We start from the raw sequence: 14,265 nt of genomic DNA on the forward strand, positions 1-14,265 counted from the left end.
ATATCCTGCCGGACGAAAATTTTGCGGGCGCTCGCTGCCCCCTGAGCCTGCCCTCTGCAGTTATCCATTCCGCAGCAGGCCGTTTATTTCATGAATACAGGCAGTGCCATACCGTTATGACCAAGAGTTTATCCCCGAAAGACATTATCGCCCTGGGCTTTATGACCTTCGCCCTGTTTGTCGGTGCCGGCAACATCATTTTCCCACCGCTGGTGGGGCTGCAGTCCGGCGAACATCTGTGGCCGGCCGCCCTCGGGTTTATGGTGACCGCCGTCGCCTTGCCGGTGATCGCCGTGATCGCGCTGGCGCGCGTCGGCGGCAGCATTAGCCTGCTCACCGGCCCCATCGGCCGCACCGCCGGCCTGCTGTTGGCGACCGTCTGCTATCTGGCGCTCGGCCCGCTGTTCGCCACGCCGCGAACCGCCAATGTCTCTTTCGCCCTCGGCATCGCGCCCTTCACCGGCGACGGCGCCCTGCCGCAGTTCATCTACAGCCTGCTGTTCTTTACCCTGGCGATGATCGTCTCGCTGTATCCCGGCCGCTTGCTCGATAACGTCGGCCATATTCTGGCGCCGCTGAAAATTCTGGCGCTGGCCGCGCTCGGCATCGCCGCCCTGGTTTGGCCCGCCGGTGAACCGGTCTCCGCCGTCGGCAGCTATCAAGCATCGGCGTTTTCCACCGGCTTCGTGCAAGGTTATCAAACCATGGACACGCTGTCGGCGCTGATGTTCGGCTCGATTATCGTCACCGCCGCCCGCTCGCGCGGCGTCAGCGACAGCGGCCTGCTGCTGCGCTACACCCTGTGGGCCAGCCTGATCGCTGGCATCGGCCTGACGCTGGTCTATATCTGCATGTTCAAACTCGGCGCCGGCAGCGGCAGCCTGGTCGAGAGTGGCGCTCAGGATGGCGCGGCGATCCTGCACGCCTACGTACAACACACCTTCGGCGATCTGGGCAGCGTCTTTATGGCGGTGCTGATGTTCATCGCCTGCCTGGTGACGGCGGTCGGCATGACCTGCGCCTGCGCGGACTTCTTCTCCCGCTATCTGCCGCTCTCTTACCGCTCGCTGGTGGTTATCCTCGCCCTCTTCGCCATGCTGGTCTCCAACATGGGGCTGGCCAACCTGATCCGCGTCTCGCTGCCGGTGCTGACGGCGATCTATCCGCCTTGCATCGCGCTGGTGCTACTCAGCTTCAGCCAGAACCGCTGGCGCAGCGCCAAGCGCGTCTTCGCGCCGGTGATCGCCACCAGCCTGGTGTTTGGCCTCGCCGACGGCCTGAAGGCCTCCAGCTTCAGCGGCCTGCTGCCCGCCTGGTTCGATAAGCTGCCGCTGGCCGAACAGGGTCTGGTCTGGCTGCAGCCTACGTTGCTGGTGCTGTTGCTGGCGGCGGCTTACGACCGGTTGCGCAGCGTCGAAAGCGCCAACGCCGCGTCGTAAGCGCGGGTTCCGCCCATAAAAAAAGCCGGTCACGATGACCGGCTTTTTTATCGGCTGGCGCCGGGTTGCTTATTTCAGCAGCGCCTGCGCCTTGGCCACCACGTTGTCCACGGTGAAGCCGAACTCGGCGAACAGCTGCTCCGCCGGCGCCGACTCACCGAAGGTGGTCATGCCCACGATGGCGCCGTTCAGGCCCACGTACTTGTACCAGTAGTCCGCGATACCCGCTTCCACCGCCACGCGCGCCGTCACTGCCGCCGGCAGCACCGACTCGCGGTATGCCGCATCCTGCTTGTCGAATGCGTCGGTCGACGGCATCGACACCACGCGCACCTGGCGGCCCGCCGCGGTCAGCTTGTCCGCCGCTTCCACCGTGATGCCCACTTCGGAGCCGGTGGCAATCAGGATGACGTCCGGCGTGCCCGCGCAGTCTTTCAGCACGTAGCCGCCGCGGTACACGTTCGCCAGCTGCTCTGCGGTGCGCGGCTGCTGGGTCAGGTTCTGGCGCGAGAACACCAGCGTGGTCGGGCCGTCGTTGCGCTCGATGCCGTACTGCCACGCCACCGCCGATTCCACCTGGTCACACGGGCGCCAGGTGCTCATGTTCGGGGTCACGCGCAGGCTCGCCAACTGCTCCACCGGCTGGTGGGTCGGGCCGTCTTCGCCCAGACCGATGGAGTCGTGGGTGTAGACGAACACGTTGCGCAGCTTCATCAGCGCCGCCATGCGCACCGCGTTGCGGGCGTATTCCACGAACATCAGGAAGGTCGCCGAGTACGGCAGGAAGCCGCCGTGCAGCGCGATGCCGTTGGTGATGGCGGTCATGCCGAACTCGCGCACGCCGTAATGAATGTAGTTGCCCGCCGGGTCAACGTTCAGCGCTTTCGAGCCGGACCACATGGTCAGGTTGCTCGGCGCCAGGTCGGCGGAGCCGCCCAGGAACTCCGGCAGCACCTTGCCGAACGCTTCCAGCGCGTTCTGCGACGCCTTGCGGCTGGCGATGTTGGCCGGGTTGGCCTGCAGTTTTTCCACGAACGCCTTGGCGTCGGCTTTCCAGTCGGCCGGCAGCTCGCCGTTCATGCGGCGCTTGAACTCGGCAGCCTGCTCCGGGAAGGCCCTGGCGTAGGCGGCGAACTTGTCGTTCCAGGCCGCTTCTTTGGCCTGACCGGCTTCCTTGGCGTCCCACTGGGCGTAGATGTCCTGCGGGATTTCAAAGGCGGCGTATTTCCAGCCCAGCGCTTCGCGAGTGGCGGCCACTTCGGCTGCGCCCAGCGCGGCGCCGTGCACGTCATGGGTGCCGGCCTTGTTCGGCGAACCGAAGCCGATAACGGTCTTGCACATCAGCAGCGACGGCTTGTCGGTCACCTTGCGGGCTGCTTCAATCGCGGCCTTGATGGCGTCCGGGTTGTGGCCGTCGACGTTGCGCACCACGTGCCAGCCGTAGGCTTCGAAACGCAGGGCGGTGTCGTCGGTGAACCAGCCGTCGACGTGGCCGTCGATGGAGATGCCGTTGTCATCGTAGAAAGCGGTCAGCTTGCCGAGCTTGAGGGTACCGGCCAGGGAGCAGACTTCGTGTGAGATGCCTTCCATCATGCAGCCGTCGCCCATGAAGGCGTAGGTGTGGTGGTCAACGATGTCGTGGCCAGGGCGGTTGAACTGCGCCGCCAGGGTGCGTTCGGCGATGGCGAAGCCGACGGCGTTGGCGATACCCTGGCCCAGCGGGCCGGTGGTGGTTTCAACGCCCGGGGTGTAGCCGTACTCCGGGTGCCCTGGGGTTTTGGAGTGCAGCTGACGGAAGTTTTCCAGCTCGCGCATCGGCAGGTCGTAGCCGGTGAGGTGCAGGAGGCTGTAAATCAACATGGAGCCGTGGCCGTTGGAGAGCACGAAACGGTCGCGGTCAGCCCAGTGCGGGTTAGTCGGGTTGTGGTTGAGGTAGTCACGCCACAGGACTTCGGCGATGTCCGCCATGCCCATAGGGGCCCCCGGGTGGCCGGAATTTGCTTTTTGTACGGCGTCCATGCTGAGTGCGCGGATGGCGTTGGCAAGCTCTTTACGAGAGGACATGTTTTACTCCAGGTCGGATAAAAAAAGCAGTCAAGTTCCCTATTTTCTCAGACTCCACATCACAACGGCAATCCCTAATGCCAAATGAGAGCGAGTTCACCACTTATTAGCACGATTGGACGCTTTTTCGGAATAACACTATTCTCGCCTTGGCTGGCGTACACTAGGCTCTTGCGACAAGATTTCCTCAAAGCAAAATGACTCTTTTACCTTGTTACCTTCACAGGAAGATGGCGTTATGAAGATCCGTACCTCTTTGATTGCGTTGGGCATTGCCACCTTGGCAACCGGCTGTCAAAACCTGAATACCGAAACCTTGATGCAGTCCGGCGCGCAGGCGTTCCAGGCGGCGACCCTGAGCAACAACGACGTTAAGGCCCTGAGTGATAAATCCTGTGCCGAGATGGACAGCAAGGCACAAATCGCGCCGGCCGACAGCACCTACGCCAAGCGTCTCAACAAAATCGCCGCGGCGCTGGGCGACAACATCAACGGCACCCCGGCCAACTACAAGGTCTACGTGACCAAAGACGTCAACGCCTGGGCGATGGCCAACGGCTGCATTCGCGTCTACAGCGGCCTGATGGACATCATGAACGACAACGAAGTGGAAGGCGTGCTGGGCCACGAAATGGGCCACGTGGCGCTGGGCCACACCCGCAAGGCGATGCAGGTGGCTTACGGCACCGTGGCGCTGCGCACCGCGGCGTCCTCCGCCGGCGGCGTCATTGGCTCGCTGTCGCAGTCGCAGCTGGCGGACATCGGCGAGAAGCTGGTCAGCGCCCAGTTCTCACAGAAGCAGGAAAGCGAAGCGGATGATTACTCGTTCGATCTGCTGAAAAAGCGCGGCATCGATCCGAACGGCCTGGCCACCAGCTTCGAGAAGCTGGCCCAGATGGAAGCCGGCCGCCAGAGCAGCCTGTTCGACGACCACCCTTCTTCCCAAGCGCGTGCGCAGCACATTCGCGATCGCATCGCGGCAGAGAAATAACCACGAAAACGCCCGGCAATCGCCGGGCGTTTTTTATCGTATCAATACAGGGTTTTCTGCGGCGGTCCGGCGAAAGTCAGCGGCCCGACCTGCTTCATGTCCACCTCGACCACCGACGGCCCCGGGTAGTTGATCGCCTCGGCCAGCACGCCGTTGAACTGCGACGCCGCGTCCACTTTCCAGGCTTTCAACCCCATCGCTTCGGCGACCTGGGTAAAGGCTGGCGTATGCAGCTCGTTGTAATACTGGCGCCCGGCGAAATACTTGTCCTGAATGCCGCGCATCACGCCATAACCGCCGTCGTTCATGATCAGCAGGGTGATATTCACCTGTTCCTGCGCCATGGTCGCCAACTCGCCCAGGCCCAGCGCCAGACCACCGTCGCCCACCAGCCCCACCACCTTGCGCTGCGGGTTGGCGATCGCGCTGCCGATGGCCATCGGCAGCCCCATACCGATGGCGCCCGCCAGCGAGTGAATGTTGCACAGCGGCGAGATCGCCCGGAACAGCCGGCTGCCCCAGACGCTGCCGGAAACGGTGATATCGCGTACCAGCAACCCGTCCTGCGGCAGCGCGGCGTCGATGGCGTCGTTGAGTTTGGCGTATTCGCCGGACTGCTGGCGCAGCACGCGCTCCGCCTGCTGCACCGCCCCCGCGATCTCGGCATCCCACTCGGCGTTGACCTTCTCGCCGGGGCTCAGCCGCGCCGCCAGCGCCGCGAGCAGCGCCGCACAGTCGCCGTTGATCTGCTCATCGGCCAGATAGTTGCGGTTGGCCGCCGCCGGATCGATGTCAATCTGCACCAGCGGGCGCGGCAGCGGCAGCGTCCAGGTACGGGTTTCATTACTGCGCAGGCGCGAACCAGCCACCAGCGTCAGGTCGCACTGCGTCAGGATCGCTTCGATGCTCGGTGAATTATGGAACGCCCGCAGGCTGCGCGGATGGCTGTCCGGCAGAATGCCGCGCCCGTGGGTGCTGGAGATCACCGCCACGCCGGCGTCCGCCAGCTTGCGCACCGCGTCGCCGCAGGCCAAGGCTCCGCCGCCCAACCACAGCAGCGGACGCTTGGCCTGTTTCAGCCGCTGATGCAGCCGTTCCACCGCCGCATCGTCCGCCTTCGGCAACGGCGCCGGCGCCAACGGCTCGGTCAGCACCGAACGGGAAACCAGGCTGCTTTGAATATCGATCGGGATCTCGACCGCCACCGGGCCGCAGGGCACGGTTTGCGCATCCAGGATCGCCCGCTGGATCACCGCCACCGCCTGCTCCGGCGAATTGACCCGGTAAGCGCGCTTGGAGCAGGCGCGCAGGAAGCCGAGCTGATCGCGGGTTTCATGAATAAAACCGGCGTCGGCGTCCAGATAGGCTTTTTCCACCTGGCCGGTGATATGCAGCAGCGGCGTGTTGGCGTTGAGCGCCTCAATCATCGCCCCCACCGCGTTGCCGGCGCCGGCGCCGGTGCTGGTCAAGGCTACACCCAGGCCGGAGAAACGCCCGTGTGCGTCGGCCATGGTGACCGCCCCCGCTTCGCCGCGCGCCGGCACGAAGCGAATTTTATCGCGCTGCCCCACCGCATCGGCGATCGGCAGATTATGAATCGAAATGATGCCGTACATCGCCGACACCGCGTACTGTTCCAGAGTCCGGGCTATCGCCTCGCCAACCGTGATTTTATCGCTCATCATCTGCCTTCTTAAGGTATTCGTTATTAGGGTTATGCGTAGAGGTGTCGGCCTAGTCGCTCCAGCGGTTCACCTGATGGCTCAGCGCCAGATACACGCTTTTTTGCTGCATGTAGGCCTTGATGCCGTTCAGGCCCTTTTCGCGGCCCAGCCCGCTCTCCTTGAAACCGCCGAACGGCGTGGAAATCGAGAACGTTTTGTAGGTATTGACCCAGACGGTGCCGGTTTCCAGCCGCTCCGCCAGCGCCATCGCGCGAGGGAAGTCGCGGCTCCAGATGCCGGCCGCCAGGCCGTACACCGAGTCATTGGCCTGTTCGATCAGCTGTTGCTCGTCGTCAAACGGCAACGCCACCAGCACCGGGCCGAAGATCTCTTCCTGGCAAACGCGGGCGTCGTTGTTCAAGCCTTCAATAATGGTCGGCAGGTAATAGCTACCGCTCGCCAGTTGCGGATCGGCCGGCGCTTCGCCGCCGATGATCACTCGGCCGCCCTCCTGCCGCGCCAGCGCCACGTAGTCCGCCACGCTTTGCCGATGTTTGGCGCTGATCAGCGGGCCGAGATGCACGCCCGGCACCAGCGGGTTGCCGATGCGCAACCCCGCCGTCAGTTCGGCCAAGCGCGCCAACAGCGGCTGATACAGCGAACGATGCACGAACAGCCGCGAACCGGCGATGCACGCCTGGCCGGCGGAGCTGAAAATGCCGTAGCAGATGCCGCGCGCCGCCTGCTCCAGATCGGCGTCCTCCAGCACGATGGTCGGCGACTTACCGCCCAACTCCAGCGAAGTGGGGATCAGCTTGTCGGCGGCGATGTGCGCCAAATGGCGCCCGGTACTGGTCCCGCCGGTAAAGGAGATCTTTTTCACCAGCGGATGGCGCGCCAACGCCTCGCCGATCACCGAACCTTTGCCCGGCAACACGCTGAGCAGCCCGGCCGGCAGACCCGCCTGTTCGAACAGCTCGGCCAGCTTCAGCGCCATCAGCGGCGTGGCTTCGGCCGGTTTGAGCACCACCGCGTTGCCCGCCGCCAACGCCGGCGCCACCTTCTGCATTTCGCTGGCGATCGGCGAGTTCCACGGCGTAATGGCGGCGATCACACCCATCGGTTGATACTGGCTTAGCGTCATCACCTCGGCGCTGCGCGGGGTCGGCAGCTCGCCTTCCAACACCTCGCAGGCGGCCGCGAAGTAGCGCGCGGTCGCCGCCGCGCTGGCCACCAGCCCGCGGGTCTCCGCCAGCGGCTTACCGTTGTCGCGGGTCTGCAGCTCGGCCAGCTGTTCCTGCTGCGCCAGAATCAGGTTGCTGACGCGGTAAAGGATCGAGGCGCGTTGATGCGGCACCAACCCACGCCATTCCGGCGCGCGCCAGGCGCGCTCCGCCGCTTCCACCGCCTCGTTCACGTCCTCGACGTTAGCGGCACGCAGCCGCGCGTTGACGCTGCCGTCGGCCGGGAATACCGACGCCATCTCTTCGCCACGCCCTTCACGCCAGCGCCCGGCGACAAAAATATTCAATCGTTCCATGCTCCGCTCCTGCCGTTCAGGCAATAAAACCGCCGTCCACCAGACGGCGACAGGCTTGTACCGCGCTCAGCGCCGCCAGGGTTGATGTTTTGGGATTGCTCGCCAGCGGGGTGCCGCTCAGCTCGATGTGAAATTCGCCAAAGTCGCCGCACACCTGCAGACGATGGGTATTGCGCCGGGTGGCGGGATCGACCTGCAGACGTACCCGGGTGGCGTCCATCCCCAGGCCGTTGAGCGCAATGGTGGCCGCCACGTTGGCATTGGCCGGGAACAAACGCGCCGCTTCGCGCGCCGACCCTTCGAAAAATACCTGCGCTTCGCTCACCGCATCGAGGTCGATCAGCTGCTCCGCCGGGCTGCCGCGCCAGCTGGCCGGACTTTTGCTGGCCTGATAGGTCACGCTCTCCAGCCCGCCTTCGCGCGCCGACGCCAGCCCATCCATCCCCGCCACCGCACCGGACAACACGATCAGCTGCCCGTGATGGCGGCGGCAAACCTGCTGCAGCCGCTGTTGCAATGCGGCGTCCGCCAGCGCGCCGGTCGAGATCAGCGCCAGCGGCCAACCGCGCTGCAGCACCGCTTCGCCGAACTCCGCCACCGCCTGTTGGCTGGCGCACTCCAGCACCAGATCCGGCCGCTGCAAACACTGCTCGGGATGGGTCAGCGCCTGCACCCGCCCGCCAAAGGCCTCGGCGATCGCCGCATGATGAGCCACGCGCGCCAGGATCCAACCGACCTCCACGCCTTCCGGCAAACGGGCGATCACTTCCTTCGCCATCGCGCCGTAGCCAATCATCATGATCTTCTTCATCTTTATCGGCCCCTGCTACACATGGCGGTTAAAACCGCCGGATACGTCCAGCGCCGCGCCGGTGGTAAAGGAAGCCAGCGGCGAAGCGAGGAACAGCAGCGCCTGCGCCGGCTCCTGCGGCTTGCCGAGGCGCTTCATTGGGATGCCGCGCCGTTCGGCGATCGCCGCCGTCCACTGCTCCCAGCTTTGATCTTTATCGCTGCGCTCGTCGAAACGGCGGCGCCATTGGCCCGACTCCACCATCCCCAGCAAGATCGAGTTAACGCGAATGCCTTTGCCCACCAGCTCTTTCGACAGCGTCAGCGTCATGTTGAGCAGCGCGGCGCGCGCCGCCGAGGTGGCGATCATGTGTTCTTCCGGCTGCAGCGCCAGCAGCGAGTTCACGCAGGTGATCGACGCGATCGCCGATCGTTCCAGCGCCGGTAAAAACGCCTGCACCGGGTTGATCACGCCGAACAGCTTCAGCTCGGCCTCATGCAGCCAGGCTTCGCGCGGCGTTTGGTCAAAATGGGCGACGAAGCCCTGACCGGCGTTGTTAATCAGCAGATCCACGCCGCCGAAATGCGCCGTCACCTGGTCAGCGAACTGCGCCACCTGCTGCGCGTCCAGTACGTCGCAGCGCAGCGCCAGGATCTCCGCCTGCGGAAACTCCGCGCGCAGGCTGGCTGCTGCGCCGGCGAGTTTGTCCGGATCGCGGCCGCAGAACGCCACCTTCGCCCCTTCGGCCAGCAACAGCTTCAGGGTTTCGAAACCGATGCCCGACGAGCCGCCGGTCACCACCGCCACCCGATTCTCAAGCTGAAAATTCATCGTTGGATTGCTCCCGTAAAGTCCCGCAGATAGCGGTTGAAACACGCCGGCGCGTCGAGGTAGCTGGCATGGCCGGCGGCGGCGATCAAACGCAGCGTCGCGTCCTGCTCACGCGCCAGCTCGGCCGCCTTCTCCGGCGGCGTAATGCGATCCTGTTCACCGCACCACACTTCCAGCGGGCCGCGATAGCGCGCCAGATAGCGGCCGATATCGTCGTTGGCCAGCATCCAGGCGGCGCTCAGAAAACCGTCGGGATCGAGCTGCTGCATGCCGTTGCGCACCCAGGCGATATCCTGCGGATCCGCCCCTTCACGCAGCAAGGCCGCCGCCCGCTGCTCGCCGTAGCCCATCGGCCCCAGCGTCTCTATCATCTGTTGGCGCTGGCCATAGACCTGCCGACGTTTTTCCTCCGGCGCCGTGGCATAGCCCTGCGCCGGATCCGCCAACACCAATCCACATAACCCGTCCGGATAGCCGGCGGCATAGGCGCTGCCGATCAGCGCCCCCAGCGAATGGCCGACGATCAGCGGCTGCGCCAGCTGCAGCTCTTCAATCAGCGCCGCCAACGCCGCCGCATAACCGGCGGCATCGGCCTGAGGATCCGCCAACGGCAGGCTACCGCCGTAGCCCGGCGCGTCCCACGCCAACAGACGGTGGCCGTCCGTCAGGCCGCTATCGTTGAGCTGCTTGATCCACGAGGCCGATCCGGAGCTGATGCCGTGCAGCAACACCACCGGCCGCCCCTGCCCGGCCTCGCGCCAGCTCAGGGTGTACGCCCCGCAGCGCGCGCGCTGGCGTTGCGCCAGGCCGTTCATCAGTTGCGCTTCACTTTGGACAGCGGGTGATCCGCCGGGTAAGTCGGGATCTCCGGCTTGGCGGTGCCGAGCATCACGCACATCAGCGCCTCTTCCTCGCCGTGGTTGAACAGGCCGCGATACACCCCCGCCGGCACCGAGATCAGATCGCGCTCTTTCAGCCTGGTTTCGTAATACTCTTCGCCATCCTGGATCATCAGCGTGATGCTGCCTTTCAGCATGAAGAACACTTCTTCCACGTCGTCGTGCAGGTGCAACGGGCCCTCGCACTTCGACGGCAGCACCATGGTGGAGAAGGTGAAGTTGCCCGCCGGAATGGTGTTGGCGTCGCTGGCCACGCCGGTGGCGCCGGTACCGATGTAGCGCATCTGCGCGCGGCGGTATTTCGGGTCGAAATCGGCCTGAAATTTCAGCGCGTTCCAGTCGTATTTACGGCCTTCGAAACGCGCGATGCGCGACTCTACCCAATTTTCCATCGACAGATCCTGCGGCTTGACGCCGGCTTTGTTCTCAACCTGAGACATGTTGTCACTCCTCTGTTGAATCAAATGGTTATCCCCTTCGTCTTTCACGCTGTGGCGTTGTTGGCTGCATTCGTTCGCACCAGTCACTTACCGCAGTAAGCTCCTGGAGACTCCCGAACTTGCCGCCTAGCCACAGCATGAAATCCATTGGGCTTAGCAATTGTTAATTCAGTACTTTCTCAGTAACGGCAGCAGAATGAGGCAGCCGACGAAAGCCATCACCACCAGGAACAGCAGGCCGTTATCCATATTGCCGGTGGCGGCGATCAACGCCCCCATCAGCACCGGCGCCAGCGCGCCGGCAAAATTGCCCAACCCGTTGAAGATACCGCCGGCGGTAGCGCTGACCTTGCTGCTGGTCGCCTTCGCCAACAGCGCGAAAATATTCGGCGCACCGGCGCCCCACATAAAGGTGCTGAAGGCCATGGCAGCGATCACGCTGTAGGTGCCCTGCAGGTGCAGCACCACCGCCAGACCGAGGCCGGCACCGCATAGCGACAGGAAGCAGGCCAGCGCGCGCCGATCCAGCTTGTCCGACAGCCAGGCGCCCAGCACTTCGCCGAGCAGCATAGCGATGAACGGCAGCGAAGAGAGGTAACCGGCATGCTCCAGATGAATGCCTTTCCCCTTGATCAGGTAGCTCGGCAACCAGCCGTTCATGCCCCACAGGTAGGTCAGGAAGGCGATGTTGAACAGGCAGATCATCCAAAAGTGCGGGCTGCGCAATAGCTCTCGGCGATGCTGTTTGCGTTCGGACACCGCCGGCTTGGTCGCCGCCGCCGGACGCGCGACGTTCAGGTGGCGCATGCCGAACAGCACCAGCAACATCACCGGCAACGTCAGAAACGCCATAAAGAAGAAGGTGGCCTGCCAGTCGAAGGTATTGAGAATGTACAGGGTGACCGGGAAGCCAAGCGCGGCGCCCAGCGGCGTGCCGAGCAGCCACAGCATGGTGGCGCGCGCCTGCAGCTGCGGCGGGAAGGCCTGACGAATAATGGCGTAGGCCATCGGTAGCAGCGGCCCTTCGGCGATGCCGAGCAGAATGCGCAGCGTCATCATGGCGTGATAGGAACGCACCATCCCCATCAACACCATCAGCACGCCCCACACCACCATCATGCCAATCAGTACCTTGACCGGATTAAGCCGATCGCCGATGCCGCTGAGCAGCATCGAGGAAATGCCGTAGGAGAACAGAAACGCGCTCATCAGCAAGCCCAGCCGCGCCGGGTCAAAACCGATCCCTAACGCCTGCTGAAACTCACTATCGGAAAACAGCGCCGCGATGCTGATCTTGTCGAAAAACGCCAGCAACACGCAGGCAAACAGCGCGATCGGCACCGACCAGCGCACCCGCTGCTGCGGATTTTCGGCAACGGCTTCCCCCGCCCGTCCAGCGCGGGCGTCAATGTCTTGCGTAGTCATAAAACGCTCCCGAGGTTCGGGCGTTATTTCAACGCCATCAAAGAAAACTCCGCATCCGCCAGCTGCTGCGGATCCAGCACCCGGCCGCTCGCCAGCCAACGCTTGCCGAGCTTAATGGTGCGCGCGTCGTTGAACGCCACCATCTGCACCAGCTGCCGGTCGGCGTTCAGCGTGAAGAACACCTGCGACTGCGGCGTGCGGCGCACCACATGGTGCACGCCGCCGCTCGGCACACCGAGGATCTGGATATTGGCGTCGTATTGATCCGACCAAAGCCAGGCCACGTCGTCATACGGGGCGGCGAAGGCGTCGAGCATCGCGCAGGCGGTGCTGATGGCCTGATTTTGCGCGTAGGCCCAAGACTGCAGGCACAGGCCAAGCGTCGGGTGGCGCGCCACGTCGCCGGCGGCGAAGATCGCCGGATGGCTGGTGCGCCCCTGGCCGTCGACCACGATGCCGGACTCGATCGCCAGCCCGGCGCTGCGCGCCAGTTCGAGATTCAGCTCGACGCCGATCCCCACCACCACCAGATCGAAGGCCTGCGGATCGCTGACTTCGCTGCCGATCCAGGCGGCGCCGTCGCGATCTTCCAGCGAGATCTCGCCGCAGCCGCACAGCACCGTGACGCCCTGCCAGCGATGCAGTTCGAGCAACGCTTGTGAGACGTCGGCGCCGACGCTGCGCATGCACAGCGCAGGCTGGCGTTCAAACACCGTCACCTCGGCGCCGAGACGGCGCGCGGAAGCGGCGATCTCCAGCCCGATCCAACCGCCGCCGACGATCGCCAGGCGACGGCAGCCCTGCAGGCCCTGCCGCAACCGGGCCGCATCGTCCCAGGAACGCAGCGTCATCACGCGCGGGTGCTGCGCCCAGGCGGCGCTCGGCACACGCGGCCGCCCGCCGGTGGCGATCAGCAACTGCTCGAACTGCAGCCGTTGCCCGTCGCTGAGCGTGACGATTTGCTGTTCTGCATCGATGGACTCGGCGCGCAGCGGGCGACGCCAGTCGATATTCAGCTCCGCCACCGCCTGTTCGCTGAACAGCCGGCTGAGGGGAGCCGCGGCATCCAGCAGCGCCGCTTTCGACAGCGGCGGCCGCTCGTAAAAATCGTAAGGTTCGTCGCTGACAACCGTCAGCCGGCCGCTGTAACCGCGGTCGCGCAGCGTCTTGGCCGCCCAGCCGCCGGCCTGACCGCCGCCGACGATGACGATGCCCGCGTGTTCCGGCCGGTTCATAACGCCGCCGCCTTTTTATGCTGGCGGCGCGTGTCGTGATCGATGCCGCCCTCTACTGCCCATTCGGTGAAGGACACCAGCGAATGCTCCAGCTCGCGCGGCTGCCAGTTTTCCGTCAGATAATCGTCGTTGGTGTAGTACTCGAACGCACCGCCGGTCGGGCTGTTGACGTACCAGAAATAGGCCGAAGAGATCGGGTGGCGGCCGGGGCCGATAAAGGTGCTCCACTTCTCCTTGTTCATGGCGATGCCGCCGCCGATCACTTCGTGGATATCGCGCACGGTGAACGCCACGTGGTTCAGGCCCCGTGGGCGGTTCGGCAGCTTCAGCAGGAACAGGTTATGGTGGCCACCGCGCGCCTGGGTACGCAGGAAGACGGCGCGATCGATATAGCGATCGGAAACCTGGAAATCCAACAGCTCGCGATAGAAACGCTCGGTCGCCGCCAGATCCTCAACGAAGAACACCACGTGGCCGATGTTGATCGGCTGCGCCTGCGAATAGACTGGGCTGGGCTGATCGATGCGGCGCACGTCGCCCCATTGGTTGATCGGCGTGACCGGCACCTCGACCGCCTGCTGGCGGCTGACGACGAAGCGCAGCGTCATGCCGTTGGGATCGAGGCATTCCAGCTCTTCCCCCACCTGACGGAAGCCGGGCATCAACGCCAAACGCGGCTGCAGGCGTGCCAGATCGGCGGGCGAGGCCACCCCCCAGGTCATGCGGCGCAGGGTAGAACCGCCCTCAAACGCCGCAGGCAGCGCCGCGCTTTGCAACGGATGCAGGACGATCCGCGCCCCGCTCAGGGTAGTGAATTCGCGCTGCGGTTCGCCCCAATGTTGCGTGGCGGGTTGCAGGCCGAAGTCTTGCATGAATTTTTCACAGGTTGGCAGATCTTCGACGCCAAATTCCAGTTTTTCGATTCCGATTACGCTCATTGTTCAGCC

The 14,265-nt window shown here is 64.4% G+C and carries 12 protein-coding genes; 2 read left to right on the top strand and 10 right to left on the bottom strand.

The features are described 5' to 3' along the window. Positions 1-116: 116 nt before the first annotated feature. On the top strand, positions 117-1,439 hold the full coding sequence (gene brnQ, locus ACYF6X_RS20180; protein WP_063990657.1) for a branched-chain amino acid transport system II carrier protein: 1,323 nt from the start codon (positions 117-119) through the stop codon (positions 1,437-1,439). Positions 1,440-1,508: 69 nt separating this feature from the next. Here brnQ and tkt read toward each other — a convergent pair whose 3' ends face one another. Then, positions 1,509-3,503 carry a transketolase gene (gene tkt / locus ACYF6X_RS20185; RefSeq protein WP_460924501.1) on the bottom strand — a complete coding sequence of 665 codons (1,995 nt, stop codon included), beginning with the start codon at positions 3,501-3,503 and terminating at the stop codon, positions 1,509-1,511. 238 nt (positions 3,504-3,741) lie between these two features. On the opposite strand from tkt, the gene loiP reads away from it, so the two are divergent. Beyond that, entirely contained in the window at positions 3,742-4,494 is a 753-nt protein-coding gene (gene loiP / locus ACYF6X_RS20190) for a metalloprotease LoiP (RefSeq protein ID WP_130017593.1), read from the top strand. 41 nt (positions 4,495-4,535) lie between these two features. On the opposite strand, the gene ACYF6X_RS20195 is transcribed toward loiP, so the two are convergent. From ACYF6X_RS20195 to ACYF6X_RS20235, 9 genes are all read right to left on the bottom strand, one after another. Beyond that, the gene (locus ACYF6X_RS20195; RefSeq protein WP_130017594.1) at positions 4,536-6,176 is read right to left on the bottom strand and encodes a thiamine pyrophosphate-binding protein; all 1,641 of its coding nucleotides are present in this window, start codon (positions 6,174-6,176) and stop codon (positions 4,536-4,538) included. Positions 6,177-6,228: 52 nt separating this feature from the next. Continuing rightward, a complete protein-coding gene (locus tag ACYF6X_RS20200) occupies positions 6,229-7,698 on the bottom strand; it encodes an aldehyde dehydrogenase (protein WP_130017595.1) in 1,470 nt (489 codons plus the stop codon). A gap of 16 nt (positions 7,699-7,714) precedes the next feature. After that, entirely contained in the window at positions 7,715-8,509 is a 795-nt protein-coding gene (locus ACYF6X_RS20205) for an aspartate dehydrogenase (RefSeq protein WP_107227009.1), read from the bottom strand. 15 nt (positions 8,510-8,524) lie between these two features. After that, positions 8,525-9,319, bottom strand: a complete 795-nt coding sequence (locus ACYF6X_RS20210) for an SDR family oxidoreductase (protein WP_130017596.1) — start codon at positions 9,317-9,319, stop codon at positions 8,525-8,527. Continuing rightward, entirely contained in the window at positions 9,316-10,134 is an 819-nt protein-coding gene (locus ACYF6X_RS20215; protein WP_107227010.1) for an alpha/beta fold hydrolase, read from the bottom strand. The genes ACYF6X_RS20210 and ACYF6X_RS20215 overlap by 4 nt, the downstream gene beginning before the upstream one ends. After that, complete coding sequence (locus tag ACYF6X_RS20220; RefSeq protein WP_004937634.1) at positions 10,134-10,658, bottom strand: cupin domain-containing protein; 525 nt, start codon at positions 10,656-10,658, stop codon at positions 10,134-10,136. The genes ACYF6X_RS20215 and ACYF6X_RS20220 overlap by 1 nt, the downstream gene beginning before the upstream one ends. A gap of 168 nt (positions 10,659-10,826) precedes the next feature. Continuing rightward, positions 10,827-12,083, bottom strand: a complete 1,257-nt coding sequence (locus ACYF6X_RS20225; protein WP_063988744.1) for an MFS transporter — start codon at positions 12,081-12,083, stop codon at positions 10,827-10,829. Positions 12,084-12,106: 23 nt separating this feature from the next. Continuing rightward, positions 12,107-13,318: an NAD(P)/FAD-dependent oxidoreductase gene (locus tag ACYF6X_RS20230; protein WP_130017597.1), complete on the bottom strand. Its 1,212-nt coding sequence runs from the start codon at positions 13,316-13,318 to the stop codon at positions 12,107-12,109. After that, positions 13,315-14,256, bottom strand: coding sequence for a VOC family protein (locus ACYF6X_RS20235; protein WP_107227012.1), 942 nt, complete (start codon positions 14,254-14,256; stop codon positions 13,315-13,317). Before ACYF6X_RS20235 ends, ACYF6X_RS20230 begins: the two co-directional genes overlap by 4 nt. Positions 14,257-14,265 lie beyond the last annotated feature (9 nt).

It is taken from the genome of Serratia sp. ID 25-353, assembly GCF_054792795.1.

What these genes read in the sequence shown, in the direction of transcription:
- ACYF6X_RS20215 (WP_107227010.1), bottom strand. Translation starts at nt 10,134, where the DNA reads ATGAACGGCCTGGCGCAACGCCAGCGCGCGCGCTGCGGGGCGTACACC.
- tkt (WP_460924501.1), bottom strand. Translation starts at nt 3,503, where the DNA reads ATGTCCTCTCGTAAAGAGCTTGCCAACGCCATCCGCGCACTCAGCATG.
- ACYF6X_RS20225 (WP_063988744.1), bottom strand. Translation starts at nt 12,083, where the DNA reads ATGACTACGCAAGACATTGACGCCCGCGCTGGACGGGCGGGGGAAGCC.
- ACYF6X_RS20230 (WP_130017597.1), bottom strand. Translation starts at nt 13,318, where the DNA reads ATGAACCGGCCGGAACACGCGGGCATCGTCATCGTCGGCGGCGGTCAG.
- ACYF6X_RS20200 (WP_130017595.1), bottom strand. Translation starts at nt 7,698, where the DNA reads ATGGAACGATTGAATATTTTTGTCGCCGGGCGCTGGCGTGAAGGGCGT.
- ACYF6X_RS20205 (WP_107227009.1), bottom strand. Translation starts at nt 8,509, where the DNA reads ATGAAGAAGATCATGATGATTGGCTACGGCGCGATGGCGAAGGAAGTG.
- brnQ (WP_063990657.1), top strand. Translation starts at nt 117, where the DNA reads ATGACCAAGAGTTTATCCCCGAAAGACATTATCGCCCTGGGCTTTATG.
- ACYF6X_RS20195 (WP_130017594.1), bottom strand. Translation starts at nt 6,176, where the DNA reads ATGAGCGATAAAATCACGGTTGGCGAGGCGATAGCCCGGACTCTGGAA.
- ACYF6X_RS20235 (WP_107227012.1), bottom strand. Translation starts at nt 14,256, where the DNA reads ATGAGCGTAATCGGAATCGAAAAACTGGAATTTGGCGTCGAAGATCTG.
- loiP (WP_130017593.1), top strand. Translation starts at nt 3,742, where the DNA reads ATGAAGATCCGTACCTCTTTGATTGCGTTGGGCATTGCCACCTTGGCA.
- ACYF6X_RS20210 (WP_130017596.1), bottom strand. Translation starts at nt 9,319, where the DNA reads ATGAATTTTCAGCTTGAGAATCGGGTGGCGGTGGTGACCGGCGGCTCG.
- ACYF6X_RS20220 (WP_004937634.1), bottom strand. Translation starts at nt 10,658, where the DNA reads ATGTCTCAGGTTGAGAACAAAGCCGGCGTCAAGCCGCAGGATCTGTCG.